The organism is Martelella lutilitoris, from assembly GCF_005924265.1.
GTDB classification, from domain to species: Bacteria; Pseudomonadota; Alphaproteobacteria; order Rhizobiales; family Rhizobiaceae; genus Martelella; species Martelella lutilitoris.
Genome location: NZ_VCLB01000004.1, coordinates 243,796 through 266,591, shown reverse-complemented (window position 1 = coordinate 266,591; position 22,796 = coordinate 243,796). Strand labels below are relative to the sequence as shown.

19 protein-coding genes are annotated in these 22,796 nt (G+C 61.7%); 5 read left to right on the top strand and 14 right to left on the bottom strand.

Annotation, left to right across the window (positions count from 1 at the left end; all coding sequences use genetic code 11):
• Position 1: 1 nt before the first annotated feature.
• From FF124_RS08520 to FF124_RS08505, 4 genes are all read right to left on the bottom strand, one after another.
• Positions 2-655, bottom strand: coding sequence for a LysE family translocator (locus tag FF124_RS08520; protein ID WP_138748066.1), 654 nt, complete (start codon positions 653-655; stop codon positions 2-4).
• A 3-nt stretch (positions 656-658) separates the two neighbouring features.
• Positions 659-2,113 (bottom strand): dihydropyrimidinase, encoded by a 1,455-nt coding sequence (gene hydA, locus FF124_RS08515; protein WP_138748065.1) that lies wholly within the window; start codon positions 2,111-2,113, stop codon positions 659-661.
• Positions 2,114-2,416: 303 nt separating this feature from the next.
• Positions 2,417-2,623 (bottom strand): hypothetical protein, encoded by a 207-nt coding sequence (locus tag FF124_RS08510; RefSeq protein WP_138748064.1) that lies wholly within the window; start codon positions 2,621-2,623, stop codon positions 2,417-2,419.
• Positions 2,624-2,663: 40 nt separating this feature from the next.
• On the bottom strand, positions 2,664-3,917 hold the full coding sequence (locus tag FF124_RS08505; protein WP_138748063.1) for a Zn-dependent hydrolase: 1,254 nt from the start codon (positions 3,915-3,917) through the stop codon (positions 2,664-2,666).
• 260 nt (positions 3,918-4,177) lie between these two features.
• Between FF124_RS08505 and FF124_RS08500 the strand changes: the two genes are divergently transcribed.
• The gene (locus FF124_RS08500) at positions 4,178-4,825 is read left to right on the top strand and encodes a TetR family transcriptional regulator C-terminal domain-containing protein (protein WP_138748199.1); all 648 of its coding nucleotides are present in this window, start codon (positions 4,178-4,180) and stop codon (positions 4,823-4,825) included.
• 4 nt (positions 4,826-4,829) lie between these two features.
• On the opposite strand, the gene FF124_RS08495 is transcribed toward FF124_RS08500, so the two are convergent.
• From FF124_RS08495 to FF124_RS08480, 4 genes are all read right to left on the bottom strand, one after another.
• The gene (locus tag FF124_RS08495) at positions 4,830-7,439 is read right to left on the bottom strand and encodes a bifunctional diguanylate cyclase/phosphodiesterase (protein ID WP_187326871.1); all 2,610 of its coding nucleotides are present in this window, start codon (positions 7,437-7,439) and stop codon (positions 4,830-4,832) included.
• 276 nt (positions 7,440-7,715) lie between these two features.
• Complete coding sequence (preA, locus tag FF124_RS08490) at positions 7,716-9,029, bottom strand: NAD-dependent dihydropyrimidine dehydrogenase subunit PreA (RefSeq protein WP_138748061.1); 1,314 nt, start codon at positions 9,027-9,029, stop codon at positions 7,716-7,718.
• Positions 9,030-9,042: 13 nt separating this feature from the next.
• Entirely contained in the window at positions 9,043-10,404 is a 1,362-nt protein-coding gene (locus FF124_RS08485; RefSeq protein ID WP_138748060.1) for an NAD(P)-dependent oxidoreductase, read from the bottom strand.
• Between the two features lie 165 nt (positions 10,405-10,569).
• Positions 10,570-10,956 carry a hypothetical protein gene (locus FF124_RS08480; protein ID WP_138748059.1) on the bottom strand — a complete coding sequence of 129 codons (387 nt, stop codon included), beginning with the start codon at positions 10,954-10,956 and terminating at the stop codon, positions 10,570-10,572.
• A 327-nt stretch (positions 10,957-11,283) separates the two neighbouring features.
• Between FF124_RS08480 and FF124_RS08475 the strand changes: the two genes are divergently transcribed.
• Together FF124_RS08475 and FF124_RS08470 are read left to right on the top strand one after the other, a co-directional pair.
• Positions 11,284-12,486 (top strand): pyridoxal phosphate-dependent aminotransferase, encoded by a 1,203-nt coding sequence (locus FF124_RS08475; protein WP_138748058.1) that lies wholly within the window; start codon positions 11,284-11,286, stop codon positions 12,484-12,486.
• 125 nt (positions 12,487-12,611) lie between these two features.
• The gene (locus tag FF124_RS08470; protein WP_138748057.1) at positions 12,612-13,748 is read left to right on the top strand and encodes a transporter substrate-binding domain-containing protein; all 1,137 of its coding nucleotides are present in this window, start codon (positions 12,612-12,614) and stop codon (positions 13,746-13,748) included.
• A 3-nt stretch (positions 13,749-13,751) separates the two neighbouring features.
• On the opposite strand, the gene FF124_RS08465 is transcribed toward FF124_RS08470, so the two are convergent.
• Positions 13,752-14,636: a LysR family transcriptional regulator gene (locus FF124_RS08465; RefSeq protein ID WP_138748056.1), complete on the bottom strand. Its 885-nt coding sequence runs from the start codon at positions 14,634-14,636 to the stop codon at positions 13,752-13,754.
• Positions 14,637-14,735: 99 nt separating this feature from the next.
• Between FF124_RS08465 and FF124_RS08460 the strand changes: the two genes are divergently transcribed.
• Positions 14,736-15,758 carry an NAD(P)H-binding protein gene (locus FF124_RS08460; protein ID WP_138748055.1) on the top strand — a complete coding sequence of 341 codons (1,023 nt, stop codon included), beginning with the start codon at positions 14,736-14,738 and terminating at the stop codon, positions 15,756-15,758.
• A 57-nt stretch (positions 15,759-15,815) separates the two neighbouring features.
• On the opposite strand, the gene FF124_RS08455 is transcribed toward FF124_RS08460, so the two are convergent.
• The 4 genes from FF124_RS08455 to trxB form a co-directional block, all read right to left on the bottom strand.
• Positions 15,816-16,910, bottom strand: a complete 1,095-nt coding sequence (locus FF124_RS08455) for a calcium:cation antiporter (protein ID WP_138748054.1) — start codon at positions 16,908-16,910, stop codon at positions 15,816-15,818.
• A 43-nt stretch (positions 16,911-16,953) separates the two neighbouring features.
• On the bottom strand, positions 16,954-18,069 hold the full coding sequence (locus FF124_RS08450) for an alkene reductase (RefSeq protein WP_138748053.1): 1,116 nt from the start codon (positions 18,067-18,069) through the stop codon (positions 16,954-16,956).
• 788 nt (positions 18,070-18,857) lie between these two features.
• On the bottom strand, positions 18,858-19,754 hold the full coding sequence (locus FF124_RS08445) for a LysR family transcriptional regulator VtlR (RefSeq protein ID WP_024709085.1): 897 nt from the start codon (positions 19,752-19,754) through the stop codon (positions 18,858-18,860).
• Positions 19,755-19,774: 20 nt separating this feature from the next.
• Positions 19,775-20,752 carry a thioredoxin-disulfide reductase gene (gene trxB / locus FF124_RS08440; protein WP_138748052.1) on the bottom strand — a complete coding sequence of 326 codons (978 nt, stop codon included), beginning with the start codon at positions 20,750-20,752 and terminating at the stop codon, positions 19,775-19,777.
• A gap of 208 nt (positions 20,753-20,960) precedes the next feature.
• On the opposite strand from trxB, the gene FF124_RS08435 reads away from it, so the two are divergent.
• A complete protein-coding gene (locus FF124_RS08435; RefSeq protein WP_138748051.1) occupies positions 20,961-21,425 on the top strand; it encodes an Lrp/AsnC family transcriptional regulator in 465 nt (154 codons plus the stop codon).
• Positions 21,426-21,433: 8 nt separating this feature from the next.
• Here FF124_RS08435 and FF124_RS08430 read toward each other — a convergent pair whose 3' ends face one another.
• Complete coding sequence (locus tag FF124_RS08430; protein WP_138748050.1) at positions 21,434-22,693, bottom strand: glycosyltransferase family 4 protein; 1,260 nt, start codon at positions 22,691-22,693, stop codon at positions 21,434-21,436.
• Positions 22,694-22,796: the final 103 nt, after the last annotated feature.

The window sequence follows — 22,796 nt, the reverse complement described above, 5'->3', positions numbered from 1 at the left end:
CTCACGCCCTCTTCTGCAGGGCAAGCGCTGCCCCCAACATCACCAGAATGCCGCCGGCGGACGCCTCGAGCCAGGCCACCGCGCGTTCCGTCACCACCCGGGCAAGGGCGGAGAAGGCGAGCGCATAGATGAGCAGGATCGGCAGTTCGAGCATCACCGAAATGCCGCCGAAGACCACCATCTGCATCGCTACATCGCCCGTCGGGTTGACGAATTGCGGCAGGATGGCGACGAAGAAGGCGAGGTTTTTCGGGTTTGCCGCCTGTACGCTGAAGCCGCGGAAGAACAGCCTGAACGGCGCTTCGGGTGTCACGCGTTTGAGATTTGCCGCACCAGCCAAGGCCGAACCGCCTTCACCTTTCCGGCGAGACAACAGCGGGGCGATCATCTTGATGCCGAGCCAGGCGAGATAGACCGCACCGATGATTTTCACCACATTGAAGAGCGTTGCGCTCATCAGGATCAGCGAGGCGACGCCGGCGGCCGACAGCGCGAAATAAAGCGCATTGGTCGCCAGAATGCCGGTCGCTGCCGCCTGCGAGCGCCAGAAGCCCTGCCGCATGGATAGCCCCACGACCAGCAGCACGGCAGGCCCCGGCGACAGGCACAAAAGAAACTCGGTCGCGGCAAAGGCCGCTACGCTTGACCAGTCCATGCGTCAGACCCCCGAAGGCGGAATGCCGGCGCGCTCTATTCTGCGCGGGGCAACGAGGTCCTTCCAGGTGGAGAGCGCCTTGTTGACGGCCGGGTAGGGCTCGCGCTTGACGTATTTGCCGTGTCCCTCCTCGGTCTTCAGCGTCGATTCCTCGAGAACGACCTTGCCGCGTGACAGGGTGAAGCGCGGCAGGCCCTTCACATGCTTGCCCTCGAACACGTTGTAATCGATGGCGGAAACCTGGGTGTCGGCGGTGATCGTCTTTTCCAGCGTCGGATCCCAGACGATGAGATCGGCATCCGCGCCGACCAGAACGGCGCCCTTCTTCGGATACATGTTGAGGATCTTGGCAATGTTGGTGGAGGTGACGGCAACGAATTCGTTCATCGTCAGCCTGCCGGTCGTCACGCCATAGGTCCAAAGAAGCGGCAGACGGTCTTCCAGGCCGCCCGTACCGTTCGGGATCTTGGTGAAGTCGTTGACGCCGTAGCGCTTCTGCTCGGTTGTGAAGGCACAGTGGTCGGTCGCAACGCAGGAGAGCGTGCCCGATTGCAGGCCGGCCCAGAGCGAGTCCTGGTGCTGCTTGTTGCGGAAGGGCGGCGACATCACCCGACGGGCGGAATGGTCCCAGTCCTTGTCGAAATATTCGCTTTCATCGAGCATCAGATGCTGGATCAGCGGCTCGCCATAGACCCGCATACCCTTCTGCTTGGCGCGGCGGATCGCCTCGTGGCTTTGCTCGCAGGAGGTATGGACCACGTAAAGCGGCACGCCGGCCATGTCGGCGATCATGATGGCGCGGTTGGTGGCCTCGCCTTCCACTTCCGGCGGGCGCGAATAAGCGTGGCCTTCCGGGCCATTATTGCCTTCGGCCATCAGCTTTGCCTGCATGCTGGCAACGACATCGCCGTTTTCGGCGTGGACCAGCGGCATGGCGCCAAGTTCGGCACAGCGCTGGAAGGAGGCGAACATCTCGTCGTCATTCACCATCAGCGCGCCCTTATAGGCCATGAAGTGCTTGAAGGTGTTGATGCCGTGTTCCTTGACGACCGCTTCCATCTCGTCAAACACCTGCTTGTCCCACCAGGTAATCGCCATGTGGAAGGAATAGTCGCAGGCCGCACTGGTCGACTTGTTGTCCCAGCGCTTGATTGCATCGAACAGCGACTGGCCGGGATCGGGCAGGCAGAAATCGACGACCATGGTCGTGCCGCCGGCAACAGCCGCGCGCGTACCGCTGGCAAAGTCATCCGAGGAATAAGTGCCCATGAACGGCATCTGCAGGTGCACATGCGGATCGATGCCGCCGGGCATGACGAAACAGCCGGTGGCATCCAGCGTCTCGTCGCCGGAAAGATCGGGGCCGATCGCGACGATCTTGCCGTCCTCGATCTTTACATCGGATTTATAGGTCAGGTCGGCGGTGACAATCGTGCCGCCCTTGATAACTGTGCTCATTCTGCTGTTCCCTTGATTTTCAAACGGGCGGTTTTCCGCTTCTCGTTTTGATGGTGTCTATTTCAGCCGGTATTTTCCCCGCGGGTAGGTGTTCTCGTTCATGTCCGAAGGTGCTGCGCCTAGATTGGGGCTGATACTCCCCCGGCTTCTGGCCGCTTCGCCTGGCTGCGGCGCGACCGCCGCCCCGCCGCTGACGGTCGAGGCCGGTTTCGCGCCGATGAAGCCGCGCGATCGGAGAGCCGGTGTTGCGTCCTTCGGTTTGCTTTTCATGCCGTGTTGCCGGTGGTGAGAAAGGAGCGGCGGCTATCCGTCGACCAGGTCGAGCCGCTTCTCGATGCGTGCAATGCGCCCGTCCATGCGATCGATGCGTCGTGAGATGCTGGCATATTGCTGTTCAATGAAGCCGAGCCGCTCTTTGGTTTCAAGGTGATACTGCGTGTGCAGGGCAAGCGCTTCCTGCATACGTTTGAGCGTTTCAAATATAAGCTCATTTGTAACCTTGTCGGACATCGGATAATCCCTTCGTCCCAAGAATATAGAGCGAAAGCCACTACTCCACAATCTCCGCCGTCTTCAACACTGCCCTGAGCAACACGTCCGCGCCGGCGGTGGCCCATTCCTTGGAAATGTCCTCGGCCTCGTTGTGCGACAGCCCGTCGACGCAGGGGCACATCACCATGGTGGCGGGGGCGACCTTGGCGGCCCAGCAGGCATCGTGCCCTGCGCCGGAAACGATGTCCATGTGACCGTATCCGAGTTCGACGGCGGCATCGCGAACGTTTTTCACCAGTTCGGGGTCGAAGGTGACCGGATCGAAATGACCGACCGGCTCGACCGAACAGCCGACGCCCAGCTCCTCGCAGATCTCGGCGGCCTGTTTTTCGATCGCCGCGCGCATGCCGTCGAGCTTGTCCTGGTCTACCGTGCGGATATCGACGGTGAAGGTGACGGTGCCGGGCAGCACATTGCGGGAATTGGGCTTGAAGAACATCTGGCCGACGCCGCCGACAGCGTTCGGCTGGGCATCCATCGCCACTTTCTGCACCATTTCCAGAATGCGGGCCATGGCAAGGCCGGCATTGACGCGCATCGCCATCGGCGTGGAGCCGGTATGGGCTTCCTTGCCGGTCAGCGTAAATTCCAGCCACCAGAGGCCCTGACAGTGGGTGACGACGCCGATTTCCTTCTTTTCGGCTTCCAGGATCGGGCCTTGCTCGATGTGGTATTCGTAATAGGCGTGCATCTTGCGGGCGCCCACCTCTTCCTCGCCCAGCCAGCCGATGCGCTTCAGCTCGTCGCCATAGGCCTTGCCCTCTGGATCCTTGCGGCCATAGGCATAGTCGAGCGTGTGCATGCCGGCGAAAACGCCGGAGGCGAGCATGGCGGGCGCGAAGCGGGCGCCTTCCTCGTTCGCCCAGTTGGTGACCACGATCGGGTGCTTGGTCTTGATATTAAGGTCGTTCAGCGTGCGCACCAGTTCAAGCGCGGACAGCACGCCGAGCACACCGTCATATTTGCCGCCGGTCGGCTGGGTGTCGAGATGGCTGCCGACATAGACGGGCAGTGCGTCGGGATCGGTGCCCGGTCGGGTCATGAACATCGAGCCCATCTTGTCGACGCCCATCGAAAGGCCCGCTTCGTCACACCATTCTTTAAAGAGCGCGCGGCCTTCCGCGTCCTCATCCGTCAAGGTCTGGCGGTTGTTGCCGCCGGCGACGCCGGGTCCGATCCTGGCCATTTCCATGATCGCGTCCCAAAGACGGTCGCCGTTGATACGCATGTTCTCGCCTGCAAAGGCTGCCATGACTGTTCCCCGTTTCTGTTCCCGAGGCCTTGCCCAACGCCGGTCCAGCCGCCGGAAAGAGAGCATTGCCTTTCTTGTTTGGATCGGTCACGTTTTTGACCGCTTGGTAAACTTTACAACTTCCGCGCCAAGGCTCAAGTGATCAACATCAAATTCAATCGTCATTTTCCAAAAAAATAGCCTAAAGTTTAGGCTAGATTCGAATTTGTGCAAAACTGGCTGCGGGTTGCAGTGCGGAATGAAGGGCGATGGAAGTGGAAATGACACCACGGGCGGGGCGAACACAGCGGCGGACGCGCATACAGGAGGCCAAGGAGGAGCTGATCCTCGAGGCCGCTCTGGATGTGTTCTCGGCGAACGGTTTCAGAGGGGCGACCGTCGATCAGATCGCCGAGGCCGCCGGCATGTCAAAACCCAACGTGCTCTATTATTTTCGCTCGAAAGAGGCCGTATTCGCGGCCCTTGTCGCCCGGGTGATGGACATCTGGCTCGACCCGCTCCGGGTCTTCGACGTCGAGAAGGACCCGGCCGCCGAGATCCGCTCCTATATCCGTCGCAAGCTTGAAATGGCGCGGGACTATCCGCGCGAAAGCCGGCTTTTCGCCAATGAGGTGCTGCAGGGCGCGCCCAATACCGAATCCTTCCTCAAGGGCGAGTTGAAGGACCTTGTCGACGAGAAGGCCAAGGTGATTCGCGCCTGGCAGGCCGCCGGAAAGCTGCGCAAGGTCGATCCCTACCACCTGATCTTCTCGATCTGGGCGACGACCCAGCATTATGCGGATTTCGACGTGCAGGTGCGCGCGGTGCTGGGCGAGGGGCTTTCGGGGGAGGGACGATTCGAGGATGCTGCGCGTTATCTCGAGGCCTTGTTCATCAATGGGCTTATTCCCGGCAAGGGTGCCGCCTGAGGCCTTACGAGATTTGCGCGAGCCAGTTCCTGTCGCGCGCGAAACGCGTCAGGGCGTCGGCCGAAAGCGGCGGCGCGAAGAAATAGCCCTGGAAGGCATCGACGCCGAGTTCGCGCAGGATGCGCGCATGCTCGGCCGTTTCGACGCCTTCGGCGATCACTTCAATGCCGAGCGCCTTGCCGATCTCGACGATCGAGGCGACCAGACGGCGCTGGCTCTGGCCGGTGGTGATGGGCAGCACGAGTTGCCGGTCGATCTTCAGCCGTTTCGGCGACAATGAGAGCAGGCTGAGGATCGAGGCGTAGCCGGTGCCGAAATCGTCAATCTCGACATCGACCCCGAGCGCCTTGATCGCCGCCACCGCGCTTTCCAGGCTGGTGTCCTGATCGTCAAAGGAAATTGATTCGAGAAGTTCGATGCAGAGTTGGCCGGGCTTGAGCCTGCTTTCCGAGATGCCCTGAAGAAGAAGCGGGTCAATCAGTCGCTGGGCGGAGATGTTGACCGAGATATGGGGAACGGCAAGACCGGATTGCTGCCAGGTCTGAAATTGCGCGCAGGCCTTCTCCAACACGACGGCGTCAATACGGGCGATCGATCCGGTCGTCTCGGCGGTGCCGATGAAATGGCTCGGGGCGAGCGTGCCGCGGGTCGGGTGATGCCAGCGCACCAGCGCCTCGACGCCCTGTATCTCCTCGGTGCGCGCGGAAATCTGAGGCTGGTAGAACACCTCGAACTGGTCCTCTTCAAGGGCGGCCAGCAATTCGTCGGCCACCTTCTTGTTGGTAATCGCGATATTGCGCAGCGTGGCGTCGAAGATCACGAACTGGTTGCGGCCCATGCGCTTGGCCTCATAGAGCGCGATGCCGGCGTTGACGAGCGCATCGCGCATCGTGGTCGTCTCGCTGTCGATCCAGGCGATGCCGACGCTGGCGCTGACGCGCACATGGTGCTCGCCATATTGGAGTGGCCGGCCAAGGGCGCGGATGATCTCCTGCGCCAGACGTGTCAGCCGTTCGACATTGCCATCCCAGCCGGTCACCAGCGTGAACTCGTCGCCGCCGACGCGCGCAAGGAAGTCGTGGGCGCCGGCAATGCTGCGCAGCATGTTGGCGCTGTGGCGCAGCATCGCGTCGCCCGCGGCATGGCCGAGCGTGTCGTTAATCTCCTTGAAGCGGTCGAGGTCGACGTGCAGGACGGCATAGGGCGGTCCGTCGGGCCCGATCGCCTCGCTGGCCTTGCCGCCGGCAAAGGCCTCGCCGAGATAGCGCCGGTTGGCGAGGCCCGTCAGCGCGTCGTGAAGCGCGTTGTGGCGCAGCACCTTCTGCGCTTTTTCAAGCGCCGCATTCTTCTGGCGCGCCTCGACATTGGCGCCTTTCAGCTTCTCGTGAAGCCTGACATCCTCGGTTATGTCCCAGTTGACGCCGATCATCCGCGCCTTGCCGTCCGGGTCCGTGAAGAACGTGCCGAAGACCTGTATGTGATGGGTTTCTCCATCGTCCAGCACGATGCGGAAGGTGTTGCGGAAGTCCGCTTCCTCGGCGATCGTGATTTCCATCCTTGTCTTTTCCTTTCTCAGATCGTCGGGATGGAGTCTTTCGAACCAGATCTGCATGGGGCTTTTTCCGCAGTCCGGCGATTTGCCGTAAAGCGCGTACATCCGCCTGTCCCAGACGGCCTCGCCGCTCTCCAGATCCATCTCCCAGACGCCGATCTTCGAGGCGTCGAGGGCAAGCTGCATTCGTCGGGAAAGCCGACCGAGCTTTGCCAGGTTTCGCTGGCGCAGGCGCATCAGCCAGGCGATGCCGACAACGGCTGCAATGATGACGAGACCGATCGTGCCGATCATGATCTGTCGGGGCAGCGCCTCAGAAACCGGCTCGCTCCAGCCGGATTTCGGTACGGCGGCGAGCGTCCATTGCGTATTGGCAAGCTCGATCGCTTGCGTGACCGGATCGGCCTCGAAGATTGCCGCTCGCCCGAAAAGGATATCGGCCGGCGATCCGTCAGGGCCGTTCTTGGCAAGCGCAAGGTCGAGGTCGGGATGGCGCGCGGTGATCGTGCGGTCGGCGAGCAGGTCTTCGAGTGAAACGATTGCCGAGAGCAGGCCCCAGGTCTCGCTGTCCTCGCCGTCATAGAGCGGATAGTAGGTGAGCAGCCCCGAGCCGCCCTGAACCAGCACGATCGGACCGTCAACGACCGCCCCGCGCGCGAGCAATGCCTTGTCGATCGCGGCAAGCTGTTCCGGACGGTCGCGGTAATCCAGTCCAATCGCCTCCCGGTTTTCTTCGAGCGGATAGACCATGGTGATCTTGAGGTCGCGGGCGAGCGCAATGCTTGCGATCGCGTTGTGGCCCTCGACCAGCTTGTCGGCCAGCCGCGCAAAGCGGTCGGCATCGATTTCGGGCTCGAGCGAGAGCGCAACGCCCATCCCCTCCACCAGCCGGAGGTTCTCTTCCAGATCCGCCTCAAGGCGTGCCGTGGAAACCGCCATGCGCTCCGATGTCTTCAGCCGCAGGTTCTCGGTGAAATTGTATTCGGCCTGGCGATTGGCGACGATCATCGAGCCGAGCACGAGCGCGACGACGGCCAGAGCGAGAATGTCGCTCGGCGTCAACCGGTAAGATCTTTTTCGTCGCTGTGCTGCCGGCTTCAGCATTCTCTCGCCTGCTCCCGTCTCCTGCCTTGCTTCGCATGCTGCAGGACATTGTGAGGCGAAATCAATGTAAAAAGAGTTTTATCCTATATATATACTTAATATTCGAAGAGAAATATAAGTATATTAGATTGTTCTGTTTGATTTATCTCTAAAAATACATGATTGGTAGAGACAAAAAGCCATGGGGCCGGCGCGACCCCATGGCTTTCTCATGTGTTATTGTTTGAGGCGTGCCTATTCGGCCGCCTTCGTCGCCATCGGGTTGTTCGGGTGAGACGTCCAGTTGGCGTAGTCGGCGGAAACCGTCTTGCCGGTGCGCCGGTCCGTTTCACCGGGTGCCAGCGTCACCATGTCGATGCAGTTTTCAACGGGGCAGACATTGACGCAGAGATTGCAGCCGACGCAGTCTTCTTCCTTCACCATGAAGTGGCGTTCGCCGTCGACCATGGCCGTGATCGCCTGGTGCGAGGTGTCCTCGCAGGCAATGTGGCAGCGGCCGCATTTGATGCAGGCGTCCTGGTCGATGCGGGCCTTGGTTATGGAATTGAGGTTGAGGTATTGCCAGTCGGTGACATTCGGCACGGCGCGGCCGGAAATCTCGTCGAGCGTGGCGAAGCCCTTCGTGTCCATCCACGCCGAAAGGCCGGAGATCATTTCCTTGACGATCTTGAATCCGTAGGTCATCGCCGCCGTGCAGACCTGCACATTGCCGGCGCCGAGCACCATGAATTCGGCCGCGTCCCGCCAGGTGGTGATGCCGCCGATGCCGGAAATCGGCAGGCCGGCGGTTTCCGGGTCGCGGGCGATCTCGGCCACCATGTTGAGCGCGATCGGCTTGACCGCCGGGCCGCAATAGCCGCCATGGGTGCCCTTGCCGCCGACCGTCGGGATCGGCGCGAAAGTGTCGAGGTCGACCGAGACGATGGAATTGATCGTGTTGATCAGCGACACTGCATCGGTGCCGCCGCGATGGGCCGCGCGCGCGGAATGGCGAATGTCCGTGATGTTCGGCGTCAGCTTGGTGATCACCGGCATGCGGGTATATTGCTTGCACCAGCGCACCACCATTTCGACATATTCCGGCACCTGGCCGACGGCGGCGCCCATGCCGCGCTCCGACATGCCGTGGGGACAGCCGAAATTGAGCTCGATCCCGTCGGCGCCTGTCTCTTCGACCAGCGGCAGGATCGCCTTCCAGCTCTCCTCGTCGCAGGGCACCATGATGGAAACCACGATGGCCCGGTCCGGCCAGCGCATCTTCACTTCCTTGATTTCGCGGAGGTTCAGATAGAGATCGCGGTCGGTGATCAACTCGATATTGTTGAGCCCGAGAAGCCGGCGGTCGGCGCCCCAGATCGCGCCATAACGCGGGCCGTTGACGTTGACGACCGGCGGGCCTTCCTCGCCGAGCGTCTTCCACACGACGCCGCCCCAGCCTTCACGGAAGGCGCGCTCGACATTATAGGCCTTGTCCGTCGGCGGCGCGGAGGCGAGCCAGAACGGGTTGGGCGATTTGATACCGACGAAATTGTTTCTGAGATCAGCCATGTCCTTGCTCTCCTTAAGCCACGGCGCTTGCCAGCGGCGCTTCGCCGGCGAGAACGAGATTGATGGAAATGGCGGCGTCGCGGCCCTGCTGAACCGAGGTAACGGTCAGGTCCTCGCCGCGCTTGATGCAGTCGCCACCTGCCCAGACGTCGGCCAGCGACGTCCGGCCCTCCGCATCAACGGCGATGCGGCCGTTCTCGAGTTTCAGGCCTTCGAGATGTTCGGTGACGAAGGTCTGGCCGATGGCCTTCAGCACGTGGTCGGCGGCAATCACGCCGGTCTCGCCCGTGCCGACGAGCTTTCCGTCGCGGATTTCCGTATGCTCGAACAGCACGCCGGAGACGTGACCGTCCTCGCCGATGATTTCCTTCGGCGCGAGGTAGTGGCGGATGAAGACGCCGCGCGAGGCGGCAAGGTCCTGCTCGAATTGCGAGGCGCCCATGGCATCCGCGCCGCGTCGATAGCAGAGCGTCACCTCGTCCGCGCCCAGCAGCTTCGACTGCACCGCGGCATCGATCGCCGTCATGCCGCCGCCGAGAACGACGACGTGAGAGCCGACGGAAACAGTCGAGAAGTCGTCGGCCTGGCGCAGGTTCTCGATGAAATCGACGGCGTTCTCGCAGGCGCCGAGGTCCTCGCCGGGGATGCCGAGTTCATTAACGCCCCCAAGGCCCATGCCGAGGAAGACGGCGTCATAGTCGCGGCGGAGTTCCCCGAGGGTGAAATCGCGGCCGAGCATCTGCCCGCCACGAATTTCGATCCCGCCGATTTCAAGCAGATAGGCGATCTCCTTCTGGGCGAAATCGTCGACGGTCTTGTAGGCGGCAAGGCCGTATTCGTTGAGGCCGCCAGCCTTGTCCTTCGCCTCCAGCACGACCACGTCGTGGCCGGCCATGGCGAGGCGATGGGCGCAGGCAAGACCCGCGGGTCCTGCGCCGACCACGGCGACGCGTTTGCCGGTCTCGTGGGCGCGTGTGTAGAACTGCGTGTTCTTTTCCATCGCCGTATCGGTGGCGTAGCGCTGCAGAAGGCCGATCTCGACCGGCTTCTTCTCTGCCGTGTTGCGCACGCAGGCTTCCTCGCACAGCGTTTCGGTGGGACAGACGCGCGCGCACATACCGCCGAAAATGTTCTGGTCGAAGATGGTTTTCGCAGCGCCCAGCGGGTTGTCCGTCGAGATCTGGCGGATGAACAGCGGAATGTCGATCGCTGTCGGACAGGCCGTCATGCAGGGCGCGTCGTAGCAGAAATAGCAGCGATCGGCCTCGACCGCCGCCTCGTGCCGGTCGAGCGGCGGGTGCAGGTCGGCAAAATTCTTGTGATAGTCGTCGGGCGCAAGGCGCCCGCCCTTCAAGGCAGGTTCCGGATTTCGCATCGCAATGTTCCCCGTTTTTAAGGTTATTGGATGGAATGCTAGCGCGAATTCAAAATTTTATCAAACGGTAAAAGTTTTAGGGGCTGGAAGGAGCTTCGCCAGGGGAAAATGCAATGACGCCCGGAAGGAAATCCGGCTTTCGGTACGTTGCGGAAGCCGGTCTCTTCAAAAAATGTCGAGGACGCCGCGTTTCTTTCGGTCGGCCTCTTTCTGGAGGTGATTGACGTTTTCCCGCCACAGGAAGGATGCGCCCGCGACCATGGCGATCGCGATCGCCAGCATCGCGCCGATCAGGAGGTCACGGGCAAGTGCATGGCTGAGAAGGTCGTGATAGGCCGTACCGGAAGAGCCAGCGAAGGGCAGGTATTCGGAAAAGAATGAGGATGCCGGATCGGCGGCTGCAAGGGGCGCGGTGTCGAGACCGGTGCGGGCCACCGCCGGGAAGGGCGTCATGGCCATCAGCGCGGGCGTGCCGAGCAGAGCGAGCGCCGAAAGTCCGCGCTTCCACTTTGCCGTTCTCGCCGCCTTCAGCATGTCCGTTTTCGTCCACATGGACCTTCTCCTTCATCCGGTCGTTCGGTGCCTGCCACAAGGCCATGAAATTGCGACAGCTTCTGGATGAAAACCGGTCGAAGGGGACCCATTTTGAGGCGGAATCATGGCATGGTTAACCGCCGCCGGTTTTGCGGCGCGACGCGCGGGACACGGCGTCACCTCGCGATGTTGCGTTTCAAGAAGGGCACAGCCGGCCCGGAATTGGGCAAGAACCGAGGATAGCGCTTGAAACGGCGGGCAAATTGGGCTTAGACCAGCTACTTGGAAAAAATGCCGCGATCCGGCGGCTTTCCAAGGTTCAATCTAGACATCAGGACATTGAAAATGGCCCTTCTTGCTGACGCTCTTTCTCGTGTGAAGCCCTCTGCCACCATCGCCGTGGCGCAGAAAGCACGCGACCTCAAAGCGAAAGGGCGCGATGTCATCAGCCTCGGCGCCGGCGAACCCGACTTCGATACGCCGGACAACATCAAGCAGGCCGCCATCGAGGCGATCAATCGCGGCGAGACGAAGTACACGCCCGTGCCCGGCATCCAGCCGCTGCGCGAGGCCATCGCCGCCAAGTTCAAGCGCGAGAACAATCTCGACTACAAGCCGTCGCAGACGATCGTCGGCACGGGCGGCAAGCAGATCCTGTTCAACGCCTTCATGGCGACGCTGAACCCGGGCGACGAAGTCGTCATCCCGGCCCCTTACTGGGTGTCCTATCCGGAAATGGTAGCGCTTTGCGGCGGCACGCCGGTCTTCGTTTCCGCAACGAAGGAAAACAATTACAAGCTGCAGGCCGAGGATCTCGAAAAGGCGATCACGCCCAAGACCAAGTGGTTCATCTTCAACTCGCCGTCAAACCCGTCGGGCGCCGCCTATACCCATGACGAGCTGAAGGCGCTCACCGACGTGCTGATGCGCCACGAAAACGTCTGGGTGCTGACCGACGACATGTATGAGCATCTGACCTACGGCGATTTCAAATTCGTCACGCCGGTAGAGGTCGAGTCCGGCCTCTACGACCGCACGCTCACCATGAACGGCGTTTCGAAAGCCTATGCGATGACCGGCTGGCGTATCGGCTATGCGGCAGGTCCGGAAGTGCTGATCAAGGCGATGACGACGATCCAGAGCCAGCAGACCTCCGGCGCATGCTCGATCGCGCAATGGGCCTCCGTCGAGGCGCTGAACGGCACGCAGGACTTCATCCCCGAGCGTAAGGCCGCCTTCGAGAAACGCCGCGACCTGGTGGTTTCCATGCTCAACCAGGCGACCGGCATCGAGTGCCCGGTTCCCGAAGGCGCGTTCTACGTCTACCCCTCCTGCGCCGCGCTGATGGGCAAGACCGCGCCGACCGGCAAGGTGATGGAGACGGACGAGGATTTCGTCACCGAGCTTCTGGAATCCGAAGGCGTCGCCGTGGTTCACGGTTCGGCCTTCGGCCTCGGCCCGAACTTCCGCATCTCCTACGCAACCTCGGAAGCGGAGCTGGAAGACGCCTGCAACCGCATCCAGCGCTTCTGCGCCGCCTGCCGTTAAGCGCGGCGGTCGCTCAATGCATCAAGGGGCGCGCCGGCGGCGCGCCCTTTTTCGTGCCGATCGCGCTTAACAGGCAATGCCATTGGCGCTATAGCCGTGGTTGTTCACCATCGAGCCGGGATGTCATGAAACTGAGCTTCTTTTCCGTATCCAGCCTGTCCGTCACCCAAGCGCTTTCTTGCCTTTTGGCCTTGCTGATTCTTGGCTTTTCAACAGGCGGCGCATGGGCGCAGCAGCCGGCAGACCAGACAGACTCAGCCGCGCAGGCGCCCGTGGCGGTCGGCGTGCATGCCGTTCCGCCCTTCGTGATGCAGGACCGGGACGGATCCTGGTACGGGCTCGGCGTCGACCTGATGAATGCGCTCAGCCGCAACCTCGATACCGACTACCGGCTCGTTGAGACCGATCCGGCCGACATGGTCGCAAGGGTTGAGGACGGAACGCTTGGCGCGGCGATCGGCCCCGTTCCGATCAATGCGCGCGACGAGGCGGTGATCGACTTTACACAGCCCTATTACAGCGGCAGCGTCGGCGTCGCGGTCCGGCTCGTCGATCGGCTCGGCCCGCGCTTCATGCTGGAACTGCTGACCTCGCCGGCCTTTCTCTACATGCTCGGCCTGCTGACCGGCCCCGTCTTCATCATCGGCGCGCTGATCTGGCTTCTGGAGCGGCGGGCCAATCCCGAACAATTCGAGCCGCGGCCGGCGCGCGGCGTGTTCTCCGGGTTCTGGTGGGCGACGGTGACGATGACCACTGTCGGCTATGGCGACAAGGCGCCGGTAACCTTTCTCGGACGGTTGCTGGCCATGTTCTGGATGTTCGCGGCCTTGATCCTGGCGGCGATCACGACGGCGCAACTTGCCGCCGGACTGACCTCCTCGATCAGCACCAGCGCGATCGAGAGCGTCGGCGACCTCGGCGGCCTGAGGGTCGGTACGGTCCCCCGGTCCTCGGCGGCCTCTGAACTCGATATTCTCCACGTTGCTCCCGAGAACTATCCGGATCTGGAGACCGGGCTCAAAGCGCTTTCCCATGGCGAGATCGACGCCTTTGTCTATGACCGGGCGGCGCTGCAATGGGGACTTCGCGATTTTTCCGGACTTTATCTGGCGGGCCTTTCCTTCTCGCAGCAGAATTACGGTCTGATCCTGCCCAAGAACGATCCGGCGCGCGAAGCCATCAATATCGCCATCCTGTCGACGCTGGAAAGCGAGCAATGGCATCTGATCGTCGATCGCTATCTGCCGGCCGACGGGCGCTGAGCCTCATGCAATATAGGCCTTGAGCCCCTTCACCAGCGCATCAAAGACTGCCCGGCAGCGCGGCGAATGGCGCAGGTCCTCATGCATCACCACCCAGAGGGGCAGGCTGAGCGGCACCTGTCCTTGAAGCACCTCCTCAAGGCGGGGATCGCGCCGGCCTATCGGGGCCTGGCAGAAACCGAAGCCGCAGCCTGCGCGGATCGCCGCAAGCTGGGCGAGATTGCTATCCGAGCGGAAGTCGAATGCCGGCATCTTCAGGTCGCCGAAGGCGTCCAACGCCTCGCGGATATAGACCAGCTCGTGATCGAAGCCGATGGTGGGGCGCTTTTCGACCTCTTCGAGCGTGGCGGGAGCGCCGAAACGCTCGATCACCTCCTTGCGGGCGAAGCAGCCGATCGGGATCATGCCGATATTGCGCACCAGCAGCGCCTCCTGCTTCGGCTCCACCATCCTGAGCGCGATATCGGCCTTGCGCGCCAGAATATCCTCCACCGCATCGGAGACCGAAACCTCGATATCGAGCGCGGGATGCGCTGCCATTAGCGGCGCGAGGATCTCGGGCAGAACCTCGATCGCGATGACATCGGAAGCGCTGATCCTGACGGTCCCGGCAACGCTGTTCCGGCTTTCCGAGGCCGTACGGCGGATTGCGTCGGCGGACGCCGCCATGCCCTCGGCAAGATGGCGCATGGCGCGCGCAGTGTCGGTCGGCTCCAGTCCGCGCTGCGAGCGGGTGAACAATTGCTGCCCGGCTTCCGCCTCCAGCGCCTCGATATGGCGGCCGACCGTCGGCTGGGTCAGTCCGAGCCGGCGCGCGGCGCCCGAAAGCGTGCCCGTATCGAGCACCGCCAGCAAGGTGCGGTAATGATCCCAACTCGTTCTATCCATACAAATATGCATAGCATAAACACGTTTTTATACAATTCCGTTTGATGAAGACTTCGCCGATCATGGCTTCAGTGTTGAGAACGGCAAAGGACCGAACCGATGACTGAGACCTATCCCCGCAATGCGCTCGTGACGCGCCCGCTCGCCCTTGTCCTCGGCGCAAGTGGCGGCGTCGGCGGCGCTGTCGCCAGAGCGCTCAGCCGGCGCGGCTATCGCATCCGCGCCATGAACCGCAATCCCGAAAAGCAGGCGCGCAAATTCCCGGTCTATGAATGGGTTGCCGGTGACGCCATGAAGCTTGAAGATGTCATGGCGGCGGCCGAAGGCGCGACCCTCATCTTCCACGGGGTCAATCCGCCGGGCTACCGCAACTGGCAGAAGCTCGTGCTCCCGATGCTGGACAACACGATCGTCGCGGCCAAGGCCAACCGCGCCCGCATCCTGTTTCCGGGCACGGTCTATAATTTCGGGCCGGACGCCCTGCCTGAGCCAAAGGAAGACAGCCCGCAGAGCGCGACGACGCGCAAGGGGCGTCTCCGTATCGAGATGGAGGCGCGCCTGCGTGAGGCGGCCTGGAACGGCACCCAGGTCATTCTCGTCAGGGCAGGGGACTTTTTCGGCGGGACCAGCGGGGCCAACAGCTGGTTTGGCCAGATGGTGAAGGCCGGCAAGCCGCTCGGCTCCGTCACGCGGCTGAGCGCGCCCGGCATCGGCCACCAATGGGCCTATCTGCCCGACCTTGGCGAGACTTTCGCAGCACTCGATGCGCGCGCGAGAGAATTGCCGTCTTACGCCAACTTTCACTTCGAGGGGCATTGGGACGAGGACGGATCCGCTATGATCGAGGCCATCCGGCGCGTGTCGGGGAGGGCGGATCTGCCCGTGCGGCCGTTTCCGTGGTTCCTTGTGCCCATGCTCGCGCCCTTCGTCGCGCTGATGCGGGAAATCCTCGAAATCCGCTATCTATGGCGCACGCCGATGCACATGAAGAACGACAAGCTGGTGGCCTTTCTGGGGCATGAACCGCACACACCGCTCGACGACGCGATCGCAATTGCCCTGGAAGATCTCGGTGTGACGCTGCCGGCGGAAGACGGCGCGAGGCAGACCAGCGCCGCCTGATGGGTAGATTCAATAGGTTAGAGCGTCCTTTGTGCGTCCAAATGGACGCACGGCGCTCTAAAGCCCCAGGAATGAGAGCATGATGAAGGTGGCGAACAGCACGAAATGCGTCATGCCCTCGATCGCGTTGGTCTCGCCGTCACTGACGTTGATGGCGGCGGCGACCAGTGTGATCGCGACCATGGTGATCTGAACCGGGGTCATGGCCATGGTGAAGGGCTGTCCGGTGAAAAGCGCGATTGCCTCGACCACCGGAACGGTGAGGATGACCGTCGACAACGAGGCGCCGAGCGCGATGTTGACGACGGCCTGCATCCGGTTTTTCAGCGCCGCGCGGAGCGCGGTGAGGATTTCCGGTCCGGCGGCAATGGCCGCGACCAGGATGGCCGTCAGCGCCAGCGGCGCGCCGGTGCCTTCAAGACCGTCGGATAGGAAAGCGGACATGAATTCTGCCAGGAGGCCGATCACCGCCACGCCGGCCAGAATCACGCCGACTGAAAGCGCCGTCGGCCCATGCTCTTCCGCGTCCGCTGCGCTCTGCTCCGCGCCCGCCCGCATTTTCGGGTAGCGGTAGGAGAAGAAATAGCTGTGCTGGCCGACCTGCATCTTCAGGAAAACGGCATAGAGCGCCAGCATGGCGACGATGGTGAAGGCGGAATAATAGTGCCAGCTTTCCTTCGGCACGAAATCGGGCACGATCATCGAGATGCCCATGGCCGTCAGGATCATCACCGAATAGGTGCGGCCGGAATCATCATTATAGGGCTGCTCGCCGTGCTTCAGTCCGCCGAGGAGCGCCGCAAGGCCGAGAATGCCGTTGATGTCGAGCATGACGGCGGAATAGATCGTGTCGCGTACCAGCGTCGGCTGCTGGGTCTGCTGCATCATGATCACCAGGATCAGCACCTCGACCAGCACGGCCGACAGCGTCAGGATCATCGTGCCATAGGGTTCGCCCGCCTTGGCGGCGAGGATTTCAGCATGATGGGCGACGCGCATGGAAGCCGAGGCGATCGAAACGATCAGCACGGCGGCTGCCATCAGGGCGAAGACCTGGCCCGCCTCCATCACGGCATGCTCGAAAAGATAGGCGACAAGGGCGGCCGGAACGGCCTGCAAGAGCAGGATTTCACCGCGCAGGAATTTCAGCATGTCGAAGCAACCCCGTTCTCTCGCCCGTCAGGGCGCACGATCCTTAGCTGCCGAGCACGGGATAATCGGTGTAGCCCTTCTCATCTCCGCCGAACAGCGTCCTCTGATCCAACGCATTGAGCTGCGCATTGATCCGAAGCCGGCGCACAAGGTCGGGATTGGCGACGAAGGGACGGCCAAAGCAGATGAGGTCGGCGCGCTCCTTTTCCAGCGCATCGATGGCAAGCTGCCGGTCATAGCCGTTGTTGACCATCCATGCGCCGGAGCCGTCGGTGCGATAGTAGGTCTCGCGCATTTCGTCGTAGTTGAATGGTTCGGGGCCCTGCTGGTAGGCGCGATCGCCGCCGGTCGCGCCCTCGACAATATGGACATAGGCAAGGTCGTAGGCGCTCAGCTGGCTTGCCAGATAATTGAACAGCGGCTGCGGCCTTTCGTCGAAAATGTCGTTCGACGGCGCAACGGGTGAAAGACGGATGGCTGTGCGCCCGGGACCGATCTCGCGCGCGATGGCGCCGACGACATCGAACATGAAGCGCGCGCGGTTTTCCAGCGGGCCGCCGTAGAGATCGGTGCGCTGGTTGGTGCCGGAGCGCAGGAACTGGTCGACGAGATAGCCATTGGCGCCGTGGATTTCCACGCCGTCGAAACCGGCCTCCATGGCGCGTGCGGCAGCGCGGCGGTAGTCCTCGATGATGCCGGAAATCTCGTAGGGCTTGAGCTGGCGTGGCATCGAGGTCTCGATGAAATCGCTGGTGCCGTCGGAATAGACGACGAAGGTCTTGGCGCGGGCCTGAATGGGCGAGGGGGCCACCGGCGGATCACCGAAAGGCTGCAGAGATTTGTGCGAGATCCGGCCGACATGCATGAGCTGGCAGAAAATCTTGCCGCCGGATTCATGGACCGCCTTCGTCACATGCTGCCAGCCCTCGACGGCTTCATCGCTGTAGATGCCCGGCGCATGGGAATAGCCCTGGCCCTGCTCGGTGATCGCGGTCGCCTCGGAAATGATCAGACCGGCCGTGGCGCGCTGTCGGTAATATTCGACATTCAGCGCGTTCGGAATGGCATCAGGAGAGCGGTTGCGCATCAGCGGGCCCATGATGATGCGGTTTTCGAGAGTGACATCGCCGATCGTGATGGGATCAAAAAGATTGGCCATTCAATTCCTTTCCGTCTCGGGCCCTCGAAGCTCTGTCATGTGTAGCCTACGCCGGACACATGCGCAATTTTCCAGTCGTCCCGAAATGGTCTCCGGAAGCCTTTCCGCGTTCGTCACGTCGAAAAGGTCCTGCCGTTCTAAAACACAAAGTACAAGAAAGGGTATACGCCTTGAATTGCCGAAGAGCGCTTCCGGTTCCCCCGACCTGACGCAAGGCAAAAAAAAGGGCCTCCAAACGGGGCCCTTGTAAGGTGTGAAGGTAAAACCTCCAGAGGGGAACAGCTGCTGCAGCGAGACTCAACGAGTCGTCGCCGTATGCATCAGCTAACTCAGCATATGGTTCTTTTTTGTGCGCGTTGCAACAGTTTTCATCGTGAAATGCGAAAAAAAAGAACAGGGAATCGCGGGCAAAAAAAGAGGGCCACCGAAAAAACGGGGCCCTTTGAGTTAGAAGGTCTCTCAAAACCTCCAGAGGGGAACAGCTGCTGCGGTGCACCAGGGAGAAATTGGGCACCAACTGCATCAGCTGCGAGCGATATGCTCCTAAATTAGGCATTCTTCAATGCGATTTTCTGCATGGCAGCCATGCAGGAAACGAAATTTGCAGCCAAAATTGACCAATCAAAAGCAATATATGAAAATGCCTAAAATAAAGGCTGATTTTGGTCGAAAATCGAGGCTGCCGGCCCACTGTCTTCGAGATGAGACAGCACAAGATCAGCGCAATGCGCGCAGTTCGAGTGTCGCGAAGCAGGGGGAAACAAAAATATCCGGGCAAAGACGCTTCGTCAGAAGCTCCAGTTGCGCGATTTGGCGACGATGAAATCACGGAACACCTTCAGCTTGGCCGAATTCTTCATTTCGTCCGGATAGCAGAAATAGGTGTCGAAGCTCGGTACATCCGCATGGGTGACGAGCTGGAGCAGGCCCGGATCGCGTCCGACGATATAATCCGGCAACATGACGATGCCGATGCCGAGCAGCGCCGCGCGTTTGATCGAGGTCAGCGAATTGATCTGCAGATGCGCCGGACGCGGATTGTCGGGCGACCGGCCGGCGATTTCCAGCCAGTTCACGTCAAGCAGATAGGCCGGCGCCGGCTCGCCGAATGTGATGATGCGGTGGTTGTCGAGATCTTCGATCGACTGCGGCTCGCCGTGACGGTTGATATAGGACGGCGAGGCGTAGACATGCATGTGCACGGTAAACAGCTTGCGCTGGATCAGGTCAGGCTGCTGCGGCTGGCGCAGGCGGATCGCGCAATCGGCATGGCGCATGTTCACATCCAGTTCCTCATTGTCGAGGATGAGCTGGATCTGCATGTCGGGATAGAGCTGCAGGAATTCCTGGACCTTGTCAGTAAGCCAACCCTGACCGAGTCCCACCGTCGTTGTCACCCTTAGCTTGCCGGACGGCTTTTCCTTGGTCTCCGTCAGCCGCGAGCGCACGCCCTCGAGTTTCAGCAGAACATCATGGGCGGTGCGGTAGAGAAGTTCCCCCTGCTCGGTCAGAATCAGGCCGCGCGCATGGCGGTGGAACAGCTTCACGCCGACATCCTGTTCGAGTGCCGAGACCTGACGGCTGATGGCCGACTGGGAAAGGTGCAGCTTGTCGGCCGCATGGGTGAACGAGCCCGCCTCCGCTGCCGCATGGAAGATGCGCAGCTTGTCCCAATCCAGAGGCATGCTCGTGCTTTTCATAAAATCTACTCCGCCGCCGCCAATGTACCGGTTTTTTGTCCGGTCAGGAAGCGCTCCGCCTCAAGGGCGGCCATGCATCCCATGCCGGCCGCTGTCACGGCCTGACGGTAATTGTCGTCGGCGACATCGCCGGCGCCGTAGACGCCCTCGATGCTGGTCTTGGTCGTGCCCGGCTCGGTCCAGAGGTAACCGTTCGGCTTCAGCCTGAGCTGATCGCGGATCAGGTCGACCTGCGGCGCGTGGCCGATGGCGATGAACACGCCGTCGGCATCGACCGTGGTTTTCTCGCCGCTCTTCACGTCTTTCAGCCTGACGCCGGTGACCGAAGGCGGAAGCGGCGGAACCGCGGACGTGCCGACAATCTCCTCGACCGCGTGGTTCCAGATCACCTTGACGTTTTCGAGCGCGAAGAGGCGCTGCTGCAGGATCTTTTCCGCGCGGAACTCGTCGCGCCGGTGCACCACTGTCACGGTTTTTGCGATGTTGGCCAGGTAAAGCGCCTCTTCGACGGCCGAATTGCCGCCGCCGACAACCACGACATCCTTGCCCCGGTAAAAGAAGCCGTCGCAGGTGGCGCAGGCGGAAACGCCGCCGCCGTTGAATGTCTGCTCGCTCTCGAGCCCCAGCCACTTGGCCTTCGCGCCGGTCGCCAATATCACAGTGTCGGCGGTGAAGACCTCGCCGCTGTCGGTCGTGGCGGTGAAGGGACGTTTCGAAAGGTCGAGATTGGAGACCACGTCATTGACGATCTCGGTGCCCACGTTCTCGGCCTGGGCCAGCATCTGCTCCATCAGCCAAGGGCCCTGGATGGGATCGGCGAAACCCGGATAGTTCTCGACATCGGTGGTGATGGTCAGCTGGCCACCCTGTTCGAGGCCGGCGATCAGGATCGGCTTCATCATCGCGCGCGCGGCGTAGATCGCGGCGGTATAGCCGGCCGGGCCGGAACCGATGATCAGAACCTTTGTATGATGGTCGGGCATGTCACATCCTTTCAGCGCGGCCCTTGAGCGGGCGCGCCGGGTCATTTCTGCGTGTCGGTTCATTTATGGCTGGACGGGCGTCAGTTTCAAGGCCATGGAAGTCCTACCAACAGACCATTTCGGTCAGTTGAAAGAATCCTGCGGAGTGTTGTAACATTATTGCGCACTCCAAGCCAAACGCGTCACCGATCCGCCCCGGGAGAACTCCATGCGCGCCGACCTCGATTCCGTCGATCTGAAGATTCTGCGCGAACTGCAGCGCGACGGTCGGATGACCAATGTCGAGCTCGCCGAAAGGGTCGGCATCTCGGCGCCGCCCTGTCTGAGAAGGGTGCGCAGGCTCGAGGAGGCCGGCATTATCGAGGGCTATAACGCCATGCTCAACGCGCCGCGGCTCGGCTACGATCTCGTCGCCTTCTGCATGGTGGGGTTGAAGCATCAGTCCGAAGCCGAACTGAAAGCGTTCTCCAGGGCGACCGATGACTGGCCGATTGTCCGCCAGGCGTGGATGACCTCGGGCGAGACCGACTTCCTGCTTCACTGTGTCGCGGAGAACCTGATGCAGTTTCAGGATTTCGTGATCGAGGTCCTGACCACAAACATGCATGTCGACACGGTGCGCACCATGCTGACCATCCGGCAGGTGAAGAAGGAAGGCCTCGTGGCGCTATAGAGCACTGCTCAGTCTTCCGACATCAGCCGCTCATAGGCCGAGAATTCCTTTTCCAGCATGGTCTCGACGGTGAAATTCGCCAGCACGTGAGCGCGGGCGGCGCGGCCCATTGCCTTCAGCGCTTGCGGATCGGAGAGCGCGGTGTCGATCGCATCGGCTAAGGCTTTCGGATTGGCCGGCGGCACCAAATAGCCGGTCTTGCCGTCGATCACCGTTTCAAGGCTCCCGCCGTGATTGGTGGCGATCACCGGTGTCCCCATCACTTCGGCCTCGATCGCCACCCGGCCGAACGCCTCGGGGCGGATGGAGGCCGAGACGGCGATGTCCGCAGCCGCCATGACGGCGGGAATGTCGCGCCGGCTGCCGGCAATCGTGACACGGTCGCCGAGCTCCAGTTCGGCGATGAGCGTTTCCAGTTCGCCGATCACGCTGGCGCTGCCCGAGCCGACGATCGCGAGGCGGAAATCCTTGTTCTCCGCAAAGGCAAGCGATTCGACCAGGTAGCGGTGGCCCTTCCAGTCCGTGATGCGGCCGACGATCGCGATCAGGGCCTGGCCATCGCCCACGCCAAGTTCCGCGCGTGTCTCGGCAATCGCATGCGCGCTCACCTTGCCGGGATCGAAGACTTCTGTGTCCACGCCTCGGGGGGCGAGAACGATCCGCTCCGCCGGATAGCCGTAGACGCTGATGATGTGATCGCGGATGAAGGCTGAATTGGCAACGACCAGCGGTCCCTTCAGCATCACGCCGGCATAGGCGCGCTTGAACCGGTTGCCATGGCTGTAGACGCCGTGAAACGTGGTCATGAAGCGGGGCCTGCGTTTGGCGCGCGCAGCAGCCAGCCAGCCGACCCATGCCGGCGCGCGGCTGCGGGCGTGAACGATATCGATCTCATGTTCATCGATCAGTCGTGCGAGGCGACGTGCATTGGCGCGGATCGCGAAGGGCGATTTGCGCCCGACCTTCATGTTGATATGGTGCGTTCCCGTTGCTTCAAGTGAGGCCAGAAGCTGTCCGCCGTCGCAGGCCGCCCAGTTCTCGATGCCCTTTTCGGCAAGGTATGCCGCCATTTCGACAGTGCCGCGTTCGACGCCTCCGTCGCCAAGGGAGGGAAGAAGCTGCAGGATGCGGGGCGGGCGGTCCATCATCGAAGGTCTTTCGGGTTCGCCAGTGTCGGAGAAAGAACGGTCCGGCTTCCTCTGGACGTCGAGCGGTTTGTCGGTGTAACTTTGCGGGCGCGCGCTCGTCGCGCGGGTTGCGGCGGGCATCGGCTCGTTCGCGAAGCTGATTTTGTAACCGAAAAAATCTTTTTTTCACAACAGGATGTTTGTCAGGCTGACCGGCCAGCGGTCGTTTTCCACATTGTGAGCG